Source organism: Kitasatospora sp. NPDC001132, from assembly GCF_053598415.1.
Map to the genome: position 1 here is coordinate 43,199 of NZ_JBSFKF010000002.1, position 16,151 is coordinate 59,349.

General features: G+C 74.7%; 15 protein-coding genes and 1 tRNA gene. 6 read left to right on the forward strand and 10 right to left on the reverse strand.

The features are described from left to right. Positions 1–276 precede the first annotated feature (276 nt). On the forward strand, positions 277–810 hold the full coding sequence (locus ACWDBE_RS02415) for a SigE family RNA polymerase sigma factor (RefSeq protein ID WP_449787440.1): 534 nt from the start codon (positions 277–279) through the stop codon (positions 808–810). Further along, positions 807–1,616, forward strand: a complete 810-nt coding sequence (locus ACWDBE_RS02420; protein WP_449787441.1) for a hypothetical protein — start codon at positions 807–809, stop codon at positions 1,614–1,616. The genes ACWDBE_RS02415 and ACWDBE_RS02420 overlap by 4 nt, the downstream gene beginning before the upstream one ends. A 235-nt stretch (positions 1,617–1,851) precedes the next feature. Here the strand turns inward: ACWDBE_RS02420 and ACWDBE_RS02425 are convergent, their stop codons facing one another. The 3 genes from ACWDBE_RS02425 to ACWDBE_RS02435 form a co-directional block, all read right to left on the reverse strand. After that, positions 1,852–2,319 carry a hypothetical protein gene (locus tag ACWDBE_RS02425; RefSeq protein ID WP_449787442.1) on the reverse strand — a complete coding sequence of 156 codons (468 nt, stop codon included), beginning with the start codon at positions 2,317–2,319 and terminating at the stop codon, positions 1,852–1,854. A 338-nt stretch (positions 2,320–2,657) separates the two neighbouring features. Next, positions 2,658–3,644 (reverse strand): AraC-like ligand-binding domain-containing protein, encoded by a 987-nt coding sequence (locus ACWDBE_RS02430; protein ID WP_449787443.1) that lies wholly within the window; start codon positions 3,642–3,644, stop codon positions 2,658–2,660. 23 nt (positions 3,645–3,667) lie between these two features. Continuing rightward, positions 3,668–4,693 carry a helix-turn-helix domain-containing protein gene (locus ACWDBE_RS02435; RefSeq protein ID WP_449807000.1) on the reverse strand — a complete coding sequence of 342 codons (1,026 nt, stop codon included), beginning with the start codon at positions 4,691–4,693 and terminating at the stop codon, positions 3,668–3,670. A gap of 205 nt (positions 4,694–4,898) precedes the next feature. Here ACWDBE_RS02435 and ACWDBE_RS02440 point away from each other — a divergent pair, with 205 nt between their 5' ends. After that, entirely contained in the window at positions 4,899–7,652 is a 2,754-nt protein-coding gene (locus ACWDBE_RS02440) for an ATP-binding protein (protein WP_449787445.1), read from the forward strand. 51 nt (positions 7,653–7,703) lie between these two features. Here ACWDBE_RS02440 and ACWDBE_RS02445 read toward each other — a convergent pair. After that, positions 7,704–7,774, reverse strand: a tRNA-Cys gene (locus ACWDBE_RS02445). 195 nt (positions 7,775–7,969) lie between these two features. Here ACWDBE_RS02445 and ACWDBE_RS02450 point away from each other — a divergent pair. Next, a complete protein-coding gene (locus ACWDBE_RS02450; RefSeq protein ID WP_449807001.1) occupies positions 7,970–8,818 on the forward strand; it encodes a hypothetical protein in 849 nt (282 codons plus the stop codon). 45 nt (positions 8,819–8,863) lie between these two features. Here the strand turns inward: ACWDBE_RS02450 and ACWDBE_RS02455 are convergent, their stop codons facing one another. Then, positions 8,864–9,535, reverse strand: a complete 672-nt coding sequence (locus ACWDBE_RS02455; RefSeq protein WP_449787447.1) for a polysaccharide deacetylase family protein — start codon at positions 9,533–9,535, stop codon at positions 8,864–8,866. Positions 9,536–10,070: 535 nt separating this feature from the next. Here ACWDBE_RS02455 and ACWDBE_RS02460 point away from each other — a divergent pair. After that, positions 10,071–10,727, forward strand: coding sequence for a hypothetical protein (locus ACWDBE_RS02460; RefSeq protein ID WP_449807002.1), 657 nt, complete (start codon positions 10,071–10,073; stop codon positions 10,725–10,727). Between the two features lie 49 nt (positions 10,728–10,776). Here ACWDBE_RS02460 and ACWDBE_RS02465 read toward each other — a convergent pair whose 3' ends face one another. Together ACWDBE_RS02465 and ACWDBE_RS02470 are read right to left on the reverse strand one after the other, a co-directional pair. Continuing rightward, complete coding sequence (locus ACWDBE_RS02465; protein WP_449807003.1) at positions 10,777–11,646, reverse strand: NAD-dependent protein deacetylase; 870 nt, start codon at positions 11,644–11,646, stop codon at positions 10,777–10,779. Between the two features lie 140 nt (positions 11,647–11,786). Beyond that, the gene (locus ACWDBE_RS02470; protein ID WP_449787450.1) at positions 11,787–12,590 is read right to left on the reverse strand and encodes a methyltransferase domain-containing protein; all 804 of its coding nucleotides are present in this window, start codon (positions 12,588–12,590) and stop codon (positions 11,787–11,789) included. Between the two features lie 272 nt (positions 12,591–12,862). On the opposite strand from ACWDBE_RS02470, the gene ACWDBE_RS02475 reads away from it, so the two are divergent. Beyond that, positions 12,863–13,552: a Tat pathway signal sequence domain protein gene (locus tag ACWDBE_RS02475; RefSeq protein ID WP_449787451.1), complete on the forward strand. Its 690-nt coding sequence runs from the start codon at positions 12,863–12,865 to the stop codon at positions 13,550–13,552. A gap of 182 nt (positions 13,553–13,734) precedes the next feature. On the opposite strand, the gene ACWDBE_RS02480 is transcribed toward ACWDBE_RS02475, so the two are convergent. From ACWDBE_RS02480 to ACWDBE_RS02490, 3 genes are read right to left on the reverse strand one after another with little or no spacing between them, the layout of a single operon-like run. Continuing rightward, positions 13,735–14,490, reverse strand: a complete 756-nt coding sequence (locus ACWDBE_RS02480) for a class I SAM-dependent methyltransferase (protein ID WP_449807004.1) — start codon at positions 14,488–14,490, stop codon at positions 13,735–13,737. A gap of 3 nt (positions 14,491–14,493) precedes the next feature. Next, entirely contained in the window at positions 14,494–15,288 is a 795-nt protein-coding gene (locus ACWDBE_RS02485) for an SDR family oxidoreductase (RefSeq protein ID WP_449807005.1), read from the reverse strand. Beyond that, entirely contained in the window at positions 15,276–16,139 is an 864-nt protein-coding gene (locus tag ACWDBE_RS02490) for a TauD/TfdA family dioxygenase (protein WP_449787454.1), read from the reverse strand. The genes ACWDBE_RS02485 and ACWDBE_RS02490 overlap by 13 nt, the downstream gene beginning before the upstream one ends. Between the last annotated feature and the right edge of the window lie 12 nt (positions 16,140–16,151).

Consider the following 16,151-nt stretch of genomic DNA (forward strand, 5'->3'; position numbering starts at 1 on the left):
CGGGCCGCCCGGGGCCCTCGCCCGGGCGTGTCGTTCCTGTGGGTTCCTCGCACAGGTGTCCTCTCGATCTGGCGGCGCCACGGATCCCGGGGCCGCGCACAGGTTCTGGCAAGGAATCGACGGAACCCGGGGCAGCGGAGGATGTCATCCGAGGATCAGAAACCCGGAGAACTTCCGGTCCCCCTGACGACCGGCGAACTTTTCCCGCCACCCGTGACATCCCGGCACCGGGTGCGCTCCGTCGGAGTGGACAGAGACGAACGGAGGACACGCCCTGTGCGTACCGCAGACCTGGAGGAGTTCCGCGGCTTCGCCGAGGACCGGTTGCCGCACCTGCGGCGGACCGCGTACCTGATGTGCGGCGACTGGCACCACGCCGAGGACATCACGCAGACCGCACTGACCAAGCTGTACGCGGCCTGGGGAAGACGGCACCGCATCGCCAACCTGGAGGCCTACGCCCACCGCGTACTGACCCGGACCTGCATCGACCACACCCGGCGCCGCTGGCGCCGCGAGGACCCGACAGCCGCACTCCCCGACCGGCCCGGTCCGGGCACCGACCCGTCGCTCGGCCTGCAGGTCCGCGCCGCGCTCGCCGCCCTGCCGCCGCGTCAACGGGCCGTGGTGGTCCTGCGCTTCTGGGCCGACCTGGACATCGCGGACACCGCCAAGGCCCTCGGCTGCACCGCCGGAACCGTCAAGAGCCACACCGCCCGCGCACTCACCAAACTGCGCACCCTGCTCGGCGACACCGACCCGTTCGACGAACTCGCCGCCAACCCCACCCCCTTGAAGGAGCTGCTGTGACCCACGACGCCCTCGACCCGCAGGACGAGCTGCGCACCCTCCTCGCCGCCGGGCTCGGCGCCGAACCCCCGCTGCGCCCCGACGCGGTCGACGCGGCGGTCGCGGGCGGACGCCGCCGCCGCGGCACCCGCCTGGTCGTCCGCGCCGGCGCCGCGACGGCCGCCACCGCCGCCCTGGCCGCCCTGGTGGCCACCGTGCCCACCACCGGCACCCCCGCCCCGGGCGCCCCGGCGGCGGCCGCCGACCCCCTGACCGGCCCGCTCACCCTCGCCGGCTCGGAAGGCGCGAGCGCCGTACCGCTGCGCCCCGACTCCTTCGGCTCCGGCAGCGGCCGCGCCACCGACTGGACCAGCGAGCACCTGGCGACCACCCTGGCCGGCCTGCTCCCGGCCGGCTCCACGACCGTGGGCGCCGGCGACATCCCGGGCCGCACCTTCCGGGTCGCCTGGCAGGCCCCGGCCGGCCCGGTGAACTTCGTCGGCGGCGCCGAGCACACCGCCGAGGCGCCCAAGGTCCCGTTCTGCGCCACCATCGCCCTGCCCGTCGTCACCCCCCGCCCCGGTGTGCCCAGCCCGCAGGAGGTCGCCCCGCGCACCAGCTGCCACCTGGTCGACCTCCCCTCCGGTGCGCACGGCGAGGCCGTGACCCTGACCCACCCGCAGAGCGGCCGCACCTCCCAGTACGTCCGCCTCCAGCGCACCGACGGCCGCACGGTGACCCTCCAGCAGTGGACCGACCAGCCGGACGCCGGCCTGGCCGAGGCCGCCCTCCTGGCGATCGCCGACAACCCCGCCTGGCAGTTCTGACCGACCCACCCCCGCCCGGCCGCCGCGCCCCGGGGGCCGGACAGGGACCACCGGAGTGACCCACGAGGGCCCGTGCCGCGCAACCGCGCGACACGGGCCCTCGCCCCGTTCCCGACCGGCCGCGTCCGGAACCTCGCCGCCACCGTCGGCTCACCCGGCACGGCCGAAGGGGCCGGTGCCCGACCGGCCGGGGGCGGCCCGCCGGGCACCGGCGGGCCGCCCCCGGTCCCTGAGATCAGTACCAGTTGGTGCAGGCGATGTTGTAGCCCCACTGGGGGTTCGCGTACGGGCTCCCCGCCCACTCGGCCGCGGAACAGGCGCGGTACCACACGCCCCCGTCGTCGTACTTCGTCGGCAGGGTGTACCAGCCGCCCGGGCCCACGTACGTCCGGTCGAGGAAGCTGTTCCAGGTCCGGCCGCCGTCGTGGGACTGGTCGTAGTAGAACGCGACGTTGCCGCTCCCCGCGTACAGCCAGCCGACGACGTAGTGGTGGCCGTCGCTGCCGACGTACTGGTTGATCTCGACCGTGTTCACGTGCCCGTCGGGGTTGTAGGTGGCGGTGTTCCACACGCCGCTGTCGAGGGCGGGCTTCGCCGACGCTGCCCCGGCCACGGGTGCGGCGCCGGCCGCCGTGGCGGCGAGGGGACAGAGTGCGAGGGTGGCGGCCGCTGCCGTGGCGGCGGCTATGGCGCGAAGACGCATCGTTCCTCCGGTCCTGAGGGCTTGGCTGGCGCTTCGACCGACGACTGGACGTCGGTGCGCGAGGAGTTCGGTCGGCCGGTGGTACACCGGCACGCGCCGGTCCTCGCTCCCCGGTCCCCGGCCCCTTCTCCGGACCGGCCCCGGTGCGCTGGTTCCAGGAAACGCCACGCCACCTGACGGGTCGAATCATTCGAAGTTCTTCGACGGATCGGCGAAGGAGGGGCCGTTCGTGGTACGGATCCGGGTGCCTTCGCCGACCGGACACGATCCCGGCCTCCGGTCACTCGTCAGGGCCCGATCGGCCGGGCGTCAGCGCGCGATCGGCCGGGCGTCCCACGTCAGCCCGCCGCCCCGCCGCTGACCTGCCAGTCCCTCGGCGTCATGCCGTAGGCGTCGCGGAAGGCGCGACTGAAGTGGCTGGAGTTGGCGAAGCCCCAGCGCCGGGCGATGCCCGCCACGCCGAGTTCCGCGGCCATCGGGCGCAGCAGGTCCCGGCTGCAGCGTTCCAGGCGCTGGGTCCGGATCCACCCGCCGACCGTGAGGTCCTCCTGTTGGAACAGCTTGTGGAGGAAGCGCACCGACATGAAGTTCGCCTCCGCGATGGTGGACGGCGAGAGGTCCGGGTCGCGCAGGTTGCGCAGGATGTGGTCCTTGACCCGCTCCAGCGAGGCCGCGGTCCGCGAACCCTGCGGCCGCACCAGCCCGGCCCGGTCGTCGACGAGCAGCGCCAGCAGGTCGAGTGCCGTGGCTGCGGCCCGGCGCCCGACGGCCTCGTCCAGCCCGGCCGCCTCGCGCGTCATCTGCCGGAGGTAGCCGGCCAGCAGCGCGGCACTGCCCTCGGCGCCGTCGAAGGTGGTCGCGGTGAGCGCCCGCAGGTCCTTCTCCCGGACGTCGAGTTCCGCACGGGGGAACTGGAAGGAGGTGAAGGCGAACTCCTCCTCGATCCTCTTGCGGAACACCCGGGAGGTGTCGGTGAGGGAGAATCCGCCGGGCCGGATGAGCGTCTCCCTGCCGTCCTGCTCCTTGAGCGCGACACCGCGCTCCTGCAGGCTGAGGATGAGCGTCGGCGAGTCGCCGTCGGCGATCAGGCGCCTGGTGCGGGTCACCATCTGCGGCCCGGCCTGGACCCTCGAGATCCGCACCGGACCGAGCCGGTGGCCGGTGATCTCCCCGGGTGACGGCTCCTCCTCCAGGAAGTCCACGGCCATCGGCACGAAGGCGTGGGACACGGCGTCGTGCCACACGTCCGCCCGGTCGGAGGCGGACAGCGACGCGGTGGAGAGGGATGCGGTGGAGCGGGATGCGGTGGAGCGGGAAGGGGACACCGGGTTCCTCTCCGGTCGACGGGTCATCGGGACACCGGGCCTGGGGTGTCCGGCCGGGTGGCCGGCTCGGTGCCGCCGCGGGTGTCGCGCCACCGGCTCGGCGAGACGCCGTACGAGGCGCGGAAGAGCCGGCTGAAGTGGGCCGGGTCGGTGAAGCCCCATCGCTGGGCCACGCCGGAGACCGTGCTGTCACCGCCGTCCTCGCGGGTGAGCTCCTCGGCGCTCTCCTGGAGCCGGCGGCGCTGGATCAGACGGCTGACGGTGGTCCCCTCCCCTTCGAAGAGCTTGTGCAGGGAGCGGACGGAGATGGCGTGCGCGGCCGCGATGGTCTGCGGCCCGAGTTCCGGATCCTTGAGGTGCCGGTCCACGTAGGCGTGGATCTCCCGGATCCGGGTGTGCCGGGAGTCCTCCGTGCGGGAGTCCTCCGTGGCGGGCGTGTCACGGGCGGCCTGCTCGGTGACGAGGGTGGCCACCAGGTCGGTGACGTTGCGGGCCAGTCGGCCGGCGACGAACTCGGGGCAGTCCTCGGCGGTCTCGGCCAGGGTCAGCAGGGACTGCGCGACCAGGGCGGCCACCGGCCCGCCGGCATCGGCCACGGTGGCCGTCACCCGCGCCAGTTGCTCGTCCCGCGCGCCGAGGGCCCGGCGGGGGATCAGGCACGCCCTGACGTCCACTCCGTCCGGGTAGTCGACCACATGAGGGGTCTCCGAGTACCAGAAGGAGACCGCTCCCGCGGGGACCTCGGTCGTCCTGCCGTCCTGCCGCACCACGGCGCCGGTGGCCCCCATCACGGCGACCACGAAGAACCCCTCGGCCTGCCGGGTGCCACGGGCGATCTCCCGCGGGCCGCGGGTGTAGCACCGGGGGCCCGCCTCCGTCGTCAGGAAGAGCAGGTGCCCCAACTGCCGGGTCGTCATCCGGCCCGGGTCCGACGCAGGCTCGTACGAGGCGACCGTGAAGGGTACGGCGGCGACGGGGACGGCCCCGCTCCGGCGGCGGAGCGTGCTCCCGTCGTCCGACTGCCCGGCCGTGTCGGTCACGGATGCCATCGGTCCTCTCCCTCCGCTCGACATGGCTTCCAGCATGGGACACGGGATGACTTACGTCGGCGGCAGGATGACTGTGAAGCGACTGTAGGTGATGTGTCGCCGAACACATGACCATCCGTGCACTCGAACCGTGCAATGCGCGCACCTACACTGCAACGGTCCAGGTCAGGGCACTGGCGCAGGCGCAGGCGCAGAGGAACTTCGGATGTCAGGCACCACACTGTTCGGCCGGGACGAGGAACTCGCGGCCGTCGACGCACTGGTCGACGCCCTGCCCGAGCGGGGCGACGCGCTGCTGGTCCACGGGGCCCCCGGGATCGGCAAGTCCGCCCTGCTGGACCACGCCGCCGCCCGGGCCGGGAGCGCCGGATTCACCGTCCTCAGGGCAGCGGGTGTCCGGGCCGAGACCGAGCTGCCGTTCGCGGGGCTGCACCAGCTGGCCCACACCATGACGGAGCGCATCCCGCACCTGCCCGCCGTCCAGGCACAGGCCCTGCTGGGCGCCTTCGGCATGGCGGAGCCGTCCGACGACGCCTCCGCGCCCCGGTTCTTCATGATCGCCCTGGCCACCCTCGGCCTGCTCGGCGAGGCGGCCGCCGAAGCCCCCGTACTGCTGGTCGTGGACGACGCCCAGTGGCTGGACGCGCCGACCCTGGACGTCCTCGGGTTCGTCGCACGCCGCGTCGGCGCCGAACCGCTCGGTCTGCTCCTCGCCGTGCGCGACGACCGTACGGCCAGGCGGGGCGTCCCCGACATCCGCGAGCTGCACCTCGGGCCCCTGGCCCCGAGCGCGAGCGACGCCCTGCTGGACGCCCGCAGTCCCGGCCTCGACCCGGGGGCGCGCCGCCGGGTGGCGCGGCTGTCGGCCGGCAACCCCCTCGCACTGATCGAGCTCCCCCTCTCCCCGGCGGCGGACGCGGAGCCCACGGCGTCCGTGGGGTCGCCGGTGCTCCCCCGCACCGCCCGGCTCGAGCGCGCCTTCTCCTCGTGGCTGGCCGACCTTCCGTCCGACACCCACCAGCTGCTGCTGGTCGCCGCCACCACCGACGACGGTGCGCTGACCGAGGTGCTCGCCGCGGCCGCGGCCCTGACCGGCGCCGAGGTCTCCGCGCTGCCGCTGGAGCCCGCCGTGGCCGCCGGCCTGGTGCGTGTCGACGGGTTCAGGATCGCCTTCACCCACCCCCTGGTGCGCTCCGCCGTCCTGGGCTCGGCACCGCTCGCGGACCGTCTGGCCGCCCACGGCGCGCTCGCCGACACCCTCCGGGGACACCCTGACCGACAGGCGTGGCACCGGGCCTCGGCCGGCGGCCGTCCCGACGAAGCGGTGGCCCGGCAACTGGACCGGGTGGCTCTCGGCGCGCGAGAGCGCGGTGCCGTCACGGCGGCCCTGACGGCGCTGGAACGCGCCACCGCGCTGAGCGAGGACCCTTCGGGACGGCGGGCGCGCCTCCTCGGTGCCGCGGAGCTGTGCTTCGAACTCGGCCGGGCGGATCGCGTGTCAGCCCTGGTGCAGCAGGCCGAATCGCTGGGCCCGGACGTGCTGGAGCGGGCCCGCGTCGTCCTGCTGCGCGAGTGGCTGGAGTCGGAGTCCGACACGAGCACGTCCCGGATCCACCTGCTGATCGCCACGGCGGAGCAGGCCGCCGAGGCCGGCGATCCCGAACTCGCGTTGCGGCTGCTGCGCGTGGCCGCATGGCGTTGCTGGTGGGCGGACCCGGGTCGGGAACTGCGGGAGCGCGTCGTGACGGCCGCCGAGCGGCTGCCGGTCCCGGAACTCCACCCGGACCTGGTGTGCACGCTGGCGGGGGCCGCCCCGCTGGAGGCGTCGGCGACGGTGATCGACCGGCTGCGGCGCCTCGAACGCGAGGGCGGGTACGACGTCGTGGCCGCCGCCACCCTGGGCAACGCGGCCATCATGGTGAACGGGTTCGACCATGTCACCGGCTTCGCGCGCCAGGCGGCGGACGGACTGCGTCGTCAGGGGCGTCGGGGCCCGCTGACCAAGACGCTGGTGCTCCTCGCCCTCGCCACCGTGCACACCGTCGACTGGGAGACCGGGCTCCCGGCGGCCGCCGAGGCGGCACGGCTGGCCGAGGAGACCGCGCAGCCGCGCTGGCTGACCGGTGCCCGGGTGGCGAAGGCACAGTTCGCCGCGCTGCGCGGCGACCTGGACACCGCACTGGTCGCGATCGGCGAGGCGGAGGGCCAGGGGCTGACCGTGGTCGACCCCTCCAAGCTCGCGTACATCCAGATCGCCCGCGGCCTCATCGCCCTCGCCGCGGGTCGGCACGCCGAGGCGTTCTCCTGCGTCTGGCGGGTCTTCGACCCGGCCGATCCGTCCTACCACCCGTTCATGCAGACCATGGCCATCGCCGAGTTGGCCGAGGCCGCCACCAGCGAGGACCAGCGCGCCATGGCGAAGGCCGCCCTGCGACACCTCGTCACGTCCGTCGGGGCGAGCGAGGTCCAGATGATCCGGGTGAGCCTGGGATTCGCCCAGGCTCTGCTCGCCGACGACGAGGACGCCGAGGAGCGGTTCCGGGCGGCCTTCGACCTGGACATGTCCCGGGCGCCCTTCGTCCGTGCCCGGCTCATGCTCGCCCACGGCACCTGGCTCCGGCGCCACCGCCGGGTGACGGAGGCCCGCACTCCGCTGCGGATCGCCCGGGAGTCCTTCGAGGCCATGGGCGTGGAGCCCTGGCGTGAACGGGCGGCCCAGGAGCTCCGTTCGGCGGGCGAGGGCAGCAAGAGCCAGGGCCGCCCCGACCGGGACCTGCTCACGCCCCAGGAGGTCCAGATCGCCCAGCTGGCGGCGCGGGGCCTCTCCAACAAGGAGATAGGCCGGCAGCTGCACCTGTCACCCCGGACGATCGGCGCCCACCTGTACCGGATCTTCCCGAAGCTCGGGATCACCTCCCGCAGCCAGCTGAGCGACAGGCTGGACGAGCCGTCGGCCTGACCGTCGACTCCGGGCCGCGCACCCACGTCGGCGGGCAGCGGACGGGAGAAGAGGTGGAGACAGGAATCGAACCCGTCTGAACGGCCCTGCAAGCCGTCGCCTCACCACTCGGCCACTCCACCGCGACACCGGTGGAAACATTACACGGGCATGAACCGGAAACTCTCCGGAAGTGGCCTTTCTTCACTCCGGAAGGCTCTTAGTGGGTCTAGTGCTATTTCTTCCGACATGGCCTCGAAAGGCTCCGGAGGCCCGCGCGGGGAAAGGCCGGTTGCGCTAGCCTGTGCCGATATCTCCAACCCGATGGGATTTCATTGATGGCCGTCGAGGAATCACGGTTCCCCCGAACCGCGGAGCTGCGCTGCGAAACCGCCGCGAACCGGTGCCAGTACAAGAGCCTGCCCCTGCGCGACCTCCCCCCGCTCGGTGTCGTGCGCCGCGCCCGGATCGCCCGCGAGGGGCTGCGTGAGCGCCGCGACGGCGTTCCGGCGCCGGGCCGGCCCTCCCGCTTCGCCGAGGGGGACTGGGTCCGGGTGAAGGACGAGGCCGCGGTGCGCGCCACCCTCGACGACAGGGACCGCCACCGCGGCCTGTGGTTCACCGCCAGCCAGTGGTCGTTCTGCGGCGGCGTCTACCGGGTCGACCGCGTCGTGCGCCGCATGGTCGACGACCACTACCGGATGCGGCGCCTGTCGGGCACCGTCGCGCTGGCCGGCGCCACCTGCCACGGCGCCGACGGGACCCAGGGCTGCGGCATGGACTGCGCGCTGCTGTTCCGCGACGAATGGCTGGAGCCCGCCCCCGCGCCGGCCCCCGCCGAACGGCCCGTCACGCTGTGGGCGACGGTGCGCAGCCTCGCGGAGATCCGCGCGACCCTGGGCCCCGACGGGCGTCTGCACGGCGTGCCCTTCCAGGCGGGGATGGAGCGCCACGCCGGCACCCGGCACGGTGCCACCGAGTTGCGTCACCGGTCCCTGGTCTGGTGGCAGTACCCCGCCGGGGGGCGGTGGTTCATCCTCGACGGGCTGCGCTGCGGGGGTGAGCCGCTGACCGCGGGCTGCGACCGCCGGTGCGCGCTGCTGTGGCACGAGTCCTGGCTGCGCGTGGAGCCCGCCGCGGGGGCCGGCGCGGATCCGACCGTGGGATCCGCCGCCGTCCCCCGCTGAGCGGCCGCCCCCCACCGGGCGGCCGTCCGCGGCCGTCCGCGGCGGTCAGCGCCGCCAGCGGTCGCGCACCAGCTTCGCGGCCAGGTGCAACGGTCCGTCCCGGTCGCCGACGTAGCAGCGGGGAAGCGCGTACTCCCCGCTGTGGGCACCGGGGCTGACCGCGCACGCGTGGTCGTAGCCGGCCTCGGCCACCGCCTCCACCGCGGCGGCGTCGAGCGAGCCGTACGGGTAGCAGAACCCCGCGACCTCCCGGCCCGTGAGGTCCTCCAGGACGTGGCGGCTGTCGGTGACCTGGGCCTCCAGGTCCCGCGCGTCCAGGCCCGCCAGCCGCCGGTGCGTCAGCCCGTGCGAGCCGATCTCCATCCCGGCGGCGGCGGCCTCACGGACCTGGCGCGCCGTCATCAGCGGCTTGCGCGGGCCCTGCCGGTCCCAGTCGTTGTAGCCGCCCAGCCGGTCGGCCACCACGTAGACCGTCGCGGTGAAGCCGTGCTCCGCCAGGGCGGGCATGACCTCCTCCACGAAGTCGCGGTACCCGTCGTCGAAGCTGAGCCCCACCATGCCCGCCGCGGCGCCGTCCCGGTGGGCACGCATCAGGGTGCCCACCGACACCCCGCGCAGGCCGCGGGCGGAGAGCCACCGCAGCTGGCGGCGAAACCGTGCCGGATCGACGGTGATCAGATAGGGATCTTCGAGCGCCGGCGCCACCGAGTGGTACATGAGCGTCCACGGAAAGCCGCCCGCGACTGCGCCGGGCCTCTTTTCCGAACTAATACGCGGCTGAATGATTCGCATGTTCCGCTCCAGCTGTCCGATGGCACCGACTGTGCGGGGGGACCCCGAGGAAATTGCATTCTGGCAGCGCCGGACCCGGCTTCATTCCGCGCCGGGCGGCGCCGCGCCAATTCACCCGGATGCCGGATCGGGAATCGCCTGCCGAAGGCCCGGCCGGAACGGCCCGGACACGACGCCGGGGCCGGCGGGGGCGGACTCGGGAGCCGTGCGGGGACTCGGGCGAGGTGCGGGGACCCGGCGACCCGGCACGGCGCGCAGCCGGGCGGAGCCCGTCGCACCCGGGCCCGTCGCCGTACGCCCTCCCGGCCGTCGCCTGCCACCGCATCCCCGCCGCCTCCGTCGCAGGACCGCGCGGAAGGTCTGCTTCCAGATTGTGACGTGCTCCTGTCTAGTTCGTCTCCGTCCTGGTGTGGTGGGATGAGGCCTCACGGGGATGAACCGCTGACGGGGGTGTGTGCTGGTGCTGAGTCGATGGCTGCGGGAGCTGGACGGGGACGCGGCGTGCCTGACGGCCGTGGGGCTGGTACGGCTGGGGGCCGAGGACCGGCTGAGCACGGAGGGCGAGTCGACCACCTGGGTCGGCGGGGTGCGGGCGGCCTCGTTCGCCGATGCCTGGCTGGCGTTCGGGGACGGGTCCGCGGCCGGGCTGCGGGCGTCCGCGCCGACGGTGCTGCGGGCCGTGGTGGCCCGGGCCGCGGAACTGGTGCTCCGCCGCTGCCGGGAGGACGGGCCGGCGGCGCTGGAGTGGCTCGGGCAGCGCTCGGCGGAGGCCCGCGAGCAGGCGCAGCGGGCCGGCTCCTCGCACCCGGCGGAGCCCTGCGCGCTGACCCTGGTGTGGCACGGGGTGCGGGCGCTGACCGCCGAGGACGGGCCGGGCCACGTCGACCGGGTCGAGGAGCGCGCCGAGGCGTACGTACGGGAGCACCGCCGCCGCCGGGACACCCTGGCGCTGGTGCTGTGCTGCACCGGGATCGCGGCGTCCGCGCTGGTGGAGCTGTGCGAGGGTGATCCGGAGCGAGTGGCCGACTGGCTGGAGCAGGACGCGGCGCGCTGCATGCCGCGCGGCGGCCGGGTGCCGCTGTGGGTACCCGGCCGGCCCGCTCAGCCGGCCGGCTGAGCGCGGCGGCGGGCCGAGCGCGGCGGCGGGAACCGGGCGAGCGCGCCGGTCAGGCCGCGGCGAGCAGCCGGGCGACCTCCGTCATGGCCGGCCCCAGCGGCAGGTCGAGCCGGAGCGCGGCGAGTTCGTCCCCGCGCGTCGCCCCCTGGTTGACGATCGCGACCGGCAGGCGCGACCGGGCGGCGCGGCGGACGAAGCGCAGCCCGGACAGCACCGCCAGGGAGGAACCGAGGACCACCAACGAGTCGGCCGCGTCGACCAGTTCGTAGCAGCGCTCGACCCGGGGCGGCGGGACGTTCTCGCCGAAGAACACCACGTCGGGCTTGAGCACCCCGCCGCAGTCCGCGCAGGCGGCGACCCGGAAGCCGTCCACCGCGGACTGCGGCAGCCGTGCGTCACCGTCCGGCCGCAGCTGCACCCCGGGCCGACGGAAGCCCGGGTTGAGCTCCTCCAGCCGCCGGTCCAGCTCGGCCCGGGCGCAGGTGCGGCGGCAGTCGAGGCAGACCACCCGGTGGAGTCCGCCGTGCAGCTCCACGGCCTCCCGGGTGCCGGCCGCGTGGTGGAGGCCGTCCACGTTCTGGGTGATGACCGCCGCGACGTGCCCGGCCCGGTGCAGCCGCTCCACCGCGTGGTGCCCGGCGTTGGGCCGGGCCCCGGCGATCGTCGGCCAGCCGGTGTGGCTGCGGGCCCAGTAGCGGCGCCGGGCGTCGGCGCTGCCGGTGAACTCCTGGTACGTCATCGGGGTGCCGCTGCGGCGCCGGCCGGTGGCGCCCCGGTAGTCGGGGATGCCGGACTCGGTGGACAGGCCCGCCCCGCTGAGCACCACCGCGCCGCGCCGGTCCAGCAGCCGTACCAGGGCTTCCAGCCCCTCCTCCGGCGGGACGGCGGCCTGACCGCCCGGATGTTCGAACGCGTCCATACCGTCGAGGTTAGACCGCCGGGCCGCGGCCACCCGGCCGAGCGCATCGGCCGGGGCGTGCCCCAGCGTGGTCTTGCCCGCCCCCGGCGGAGCGCTCACGACGAGCAGCTGCGGGCGTCGGTGCGCGGTCGGGCGTCGCGTCATGCCCGGCGGGCCCAGGCGGAGATCATCGGGGCGGTGGCCAGGTCGAGGCGGCCGGCGGCGACGTTGGCCAGGTGGCGGTCGATCTCCTCGTCCGTCGCCAGGCCTTCGGCCACCAGCAGCCGGCGGATCTGCCGGACGGTCGCGTCCTCCAGGACGGCGCAGGCCGGCGAGGTGATCGGGAAGTACGCGTCGGCCTGGACGTCGATCAGGCCCGCTTCGCGCAGCGCCCTGGGCAGCGTCCGGCCGTACGCGAGGTCGGCGCCGCGCCCGGCCAGCAGGGTGCGGAAGCCGGACCGCAGTCGGTTGGCGAGGCGCTCGTCGGGGCCGGACTCGTCCGGGCAGAGCAGCGGTTGCAGGGCCGGGTCGGCGTCCTCCAGCAGCAGCCGGCCGCCGGGGCGCAGCGCCCCCACCATCCGGCGCAGGGCCTCGGCGCGGTCGGCGACGTGTACCAGGACCAGCCGGGCGTGCACCAGGTCGAAGCCGCCGGGCGGCGGCGGGTCGGCCGCCACGTCGTGGCGCAGCACTTCGATCACGCCGCCGGCGGCGGGGGCGGTCCAGGAGACGTCGATGTCGGTGGCGACCACCGCGCCGGTCGGGCCGACGCGTTCGGCGAGCCCGAGCGGCACCGAGGGGCCGCCCGCGCCGACCTCCCAGCAGCGCATGCCGGGGCCGATGCCGAGGGCGTCGACGTGCCGGAAGGTCACCGGGTCGAACAGCTCGGCGAGGGCGCCGAAGCGGATGCCCGCCTCGGTCTGCCGGTTGTCCAGGAGGTAGCCGTGGTCGCTCTCGTGCTCAGCCATGGCGGGATTCTCGCAGGCGGGCGGGGCGGCCGGGCGCCGGGCTCGGGGCGGCCGCCGGTCAGGCGCCGGGGCGGCCGGCCGCCCCTTCAGGCGAAAGCCTTGACAGCACTGCTTGTTGACGAAAAGTCAGTAAGTTCCGCCCATCGCCTTGACGGCGCGCGGTCACGCCTGGAACGTATGGAACCCGGAAACGCCGCGCGCTCCCCGGTCCCCACCGCTCGGGAGCCCGCGAGAGGACGTCTTCTCGCCCCTCACCGAGGAAGAGGTTTCCCATGCGCTTCAGCCGCCACCTTGCCGTCACCGCCGCCGTCTGCGCGACCACCGCGCTCGCGCTGGCCGCCGTACCCGCCTCCGCGTCGCCGGGGGCCCTCGCCGCCGGCCCGGTGCTCACCACCGGGAGCGCGGGCGGCACCGCCGTCGCCGTGGGCGACGCGCTCTCCGCGCCGCTCGCCTCGGGCACCAAGGCGACCTTCTACTCGACCGCGACCAGCACCACCGGTGTCACCTGCGCCACCTCCCAGCTCTCGGCCTCGGTGCTGAGCAACCCGGCGGCGCCGGGCAGCGCCACCGCGTCGCTGACCGGGCTGACCTTCGGCTCGTGCACCGCGAACGTCACCGGGGTCACCTCGGTGCGCAGCCTGACGGTCGGCAACCTGCCGTACGGCGTCACCGTCTCCGACGCGCCCGGCCTGCCGGTCACCCTGACCGGCGGGTCCGCCGGGACGATCCAGGCCACCGCGGTGCTCGACACCTGGTTCGGCACCATCACCTGCTCCTACCAGCTGAGCGGCGCCTTCACCGGCAGCGCCGACAACACCGCGCACAGCCTGGCGTTCCGCACCGAGCACTTCGCCAAGAGCGCCGGCTCGACGCTCTGTCCGGGCGACGGCTACTTCTCCGCGGCGTACGGCCCGGTCGCCGACGCCGGCCAGCCGGGAAGCCCCGTGGTCGTCGTCAACTGACCTCGCCCACAGGACCACCGGGTTGGGCGCGGCGGCGCTGCCGCGCCCACCCCGGCAGCCGCCGGGCCCGGGGCACGCCGAGCTCCCGGGCGGTGGCCTGGACGCAGCGGCCGCCGGAGACGGATGACAACGGGACGGATTTCCGCGGGCCACCGGTCGGCCCGTGCGGCCCGGCCGCCCGCTCAGGCCCCGGCCTCCCGGTGCCGCCACCGCACCGGGTCCGTCGCCCTCGCGGCCGCCGCCGTGCCCGGTGCGGTCCTGGCCGGCGCCCGGTAGCCAGCGGTGGAGAGCACCAGCATCTCGTCGGCCCCCGGCTGGAACTCGTAGGCCACCCGCTCCACCCGGCTGGGGACGCCGAGCTCCGCGAGTTCCGCGCGCAGCGATCCCAGCCCCTCGTAGCGCGCTCCGGTGTCGTACACCACCAGCGGGAAGACCCGGACCTCCCGGCGCGCGACCCGGGCGAGCTCCAGCAGCCCCGCCCGCTGGAACTCCCCGCCCAGCCGGTTGCCGTACGAGAACAGCAGGTGCGAGCAGAGCGCCAGGTCGAAGGAGTCGTCGGCGAAGGGGAGCGCGGGCAGCGAGCCGGCCACGTAGCGCTCCGGGCGGGCGGCGATGTCGGCGCCGAAGGCGCGGGCGTTGGCGGTCCACCGGCGGATCATGTCGTCCGCGTCGGCGTACCAGGACCAGACGTACCCCGCGGTCTCCTTCACCAGCAGCTCGCGCTTGAACGCGGTCTCCCGCTCCACCAGCACGCCCAGCTCCTCGCGGTGCTCGGCGTACTGGCGGTCGACGGCGACGGCGTCGACGCCGAGCCGCCCGGCCTCGGCGACGAAACTCGCCGCGCCGGCCGGGCAGTCCAGGATGCGCTGCTCCAGGTCGCGCTCGGTGAGCGCGAACATCGCCCGGTACTCCGCGAAGGAGCGCGCGCTGACCAGCACGGCTCAACCCCTCCCGACGAACGGCATGGTGGTCGGCAGCACCACCAGGGACTGGATGGTGGTGTCCGGCGGCTGCGAGGCCATCAGCACCAGGGCCTCGGTGAAGCGGTCCACCGGGATGGTCGCCTCGACGGCCATGGTCCGGTCGGCCTGCATGGCGGCCGGCTGCGGGCCGCCGTCCACCGGGGTGACGTTGCCGACGTCGATCTGTCCGCAGGAGATACCGTACGGCCGGCCGTCCAGGGCGAGCACCTTGGTGAGGCCGAGGACGGCGTGCTTGGCGGCGGTGTACGCGATCGAGTTGGGGCGTGGCACATGGGCGGAGGGCGCGCCGTTGTTGATGATCCGCCCGCCCTGCGGGGTCTGGGCGCTCATCACCCGGAAGGCCTCACGGGCGCAGAGGAAGCCGCCGGTGACGATGGTGTCCAGCACCCGGTTCCAGTCCTCGAACGGGGTCTCGGTGATCGGCCGGCGCGGGGCGGCGGCGCCCGCATTGTTGAAGAGCAGGTCCAGCCGGCCGTACCGGTCGAGCACCCTGTCGAAGAGCCGGGCGACCTCCTCCGGGCTGCGGATGTCGGTCGGGACGGGCAGCACCCGGTCGGCCCCGGGGCCGGCCAGGGCCGCGGTCTCCTCCAGGGCGTCCTTGCGGCGCCCGGCGACGACCACCGTCCAGCCGGCCGCCAGCAGGGCCAGCGCCGAGGCCCGGCCGAGCCCGCTGCCCCCGCCGGTGACGATCGCCACCCGTCCGTGCGGTGCGGTCCCGCCGCCGCCCTCCCCCGTGGTCGTCACGGCGCCCACTCCTCCCCCTCGTTCACCCAGATCCGCAGCATCCGCCGGGAGTACGGCCCGGGCTCGTCGACGAACGGCGAACGGCCGTGCAGCACCCGGCTGTTGCGGATGATCAGCAGGTCCCCGGCGGCCATCGGCAGCCCGAAGGCGATCTCCGGCCGGTAGAGCACCTCGTCCAGCACGCCCAGCGCCTCCCACTGACGGTCCGTCAGGTCCGGCCCGCCGCGGTCGGGGGAGGAACGGACCGTACGGGTCTGGTAGTAGCAGCCGATCGTCCCGTCCTTGCGGTCGTACAGGATGGGGGTGACCACCACCTGCGGACCGGCCCGGCCACTGCGTTCGAAGGTCCAGTCCTCACGGAGCGTGGTCAGCGCGTCCGGGCGCTCCCGCTGGATCAGGTCGTGGACGTGCCGGGCGCTCGCCAGCTTGGTCAGCCCGCCGCCGTCGAAGGCGGGCCGCAGGCAGAGCAGGACCAGTAGGTCGCAGGTGTCGCAGTGGAAGCCCAGTTCGGTGTTGCCGTCGCCGTCCTGGTCGTGCAGCACCGAGGTGAGGTCACCGCGCCCGTTCTGCGGGACGATCCGGCCGAAGTCCCGCAGCAGGAAGGAGAGCACCTCGGTGATCTCCTGCTCCGGGCGGGCCGGGTCCACCAGGCCGCTCACATGGGCGACGCCCACCGAGTCGGCGGCTTTCCGGACGAACTCCCGTAGTCGGGCACGCACTTCCTCGGCCGCGCCCCAGCGCCCGGCCCGCGCGTCGGCCCAGAGCAGCCGTCGCTCCCGCTCCCCCAGCGGGAGCGACCAGAGCTCCCGCCGGGCGTCCAACTCCAGGCTGCTCCAGCCGATTTCGGTCACCGCATCCATGTCCTCTCCTTC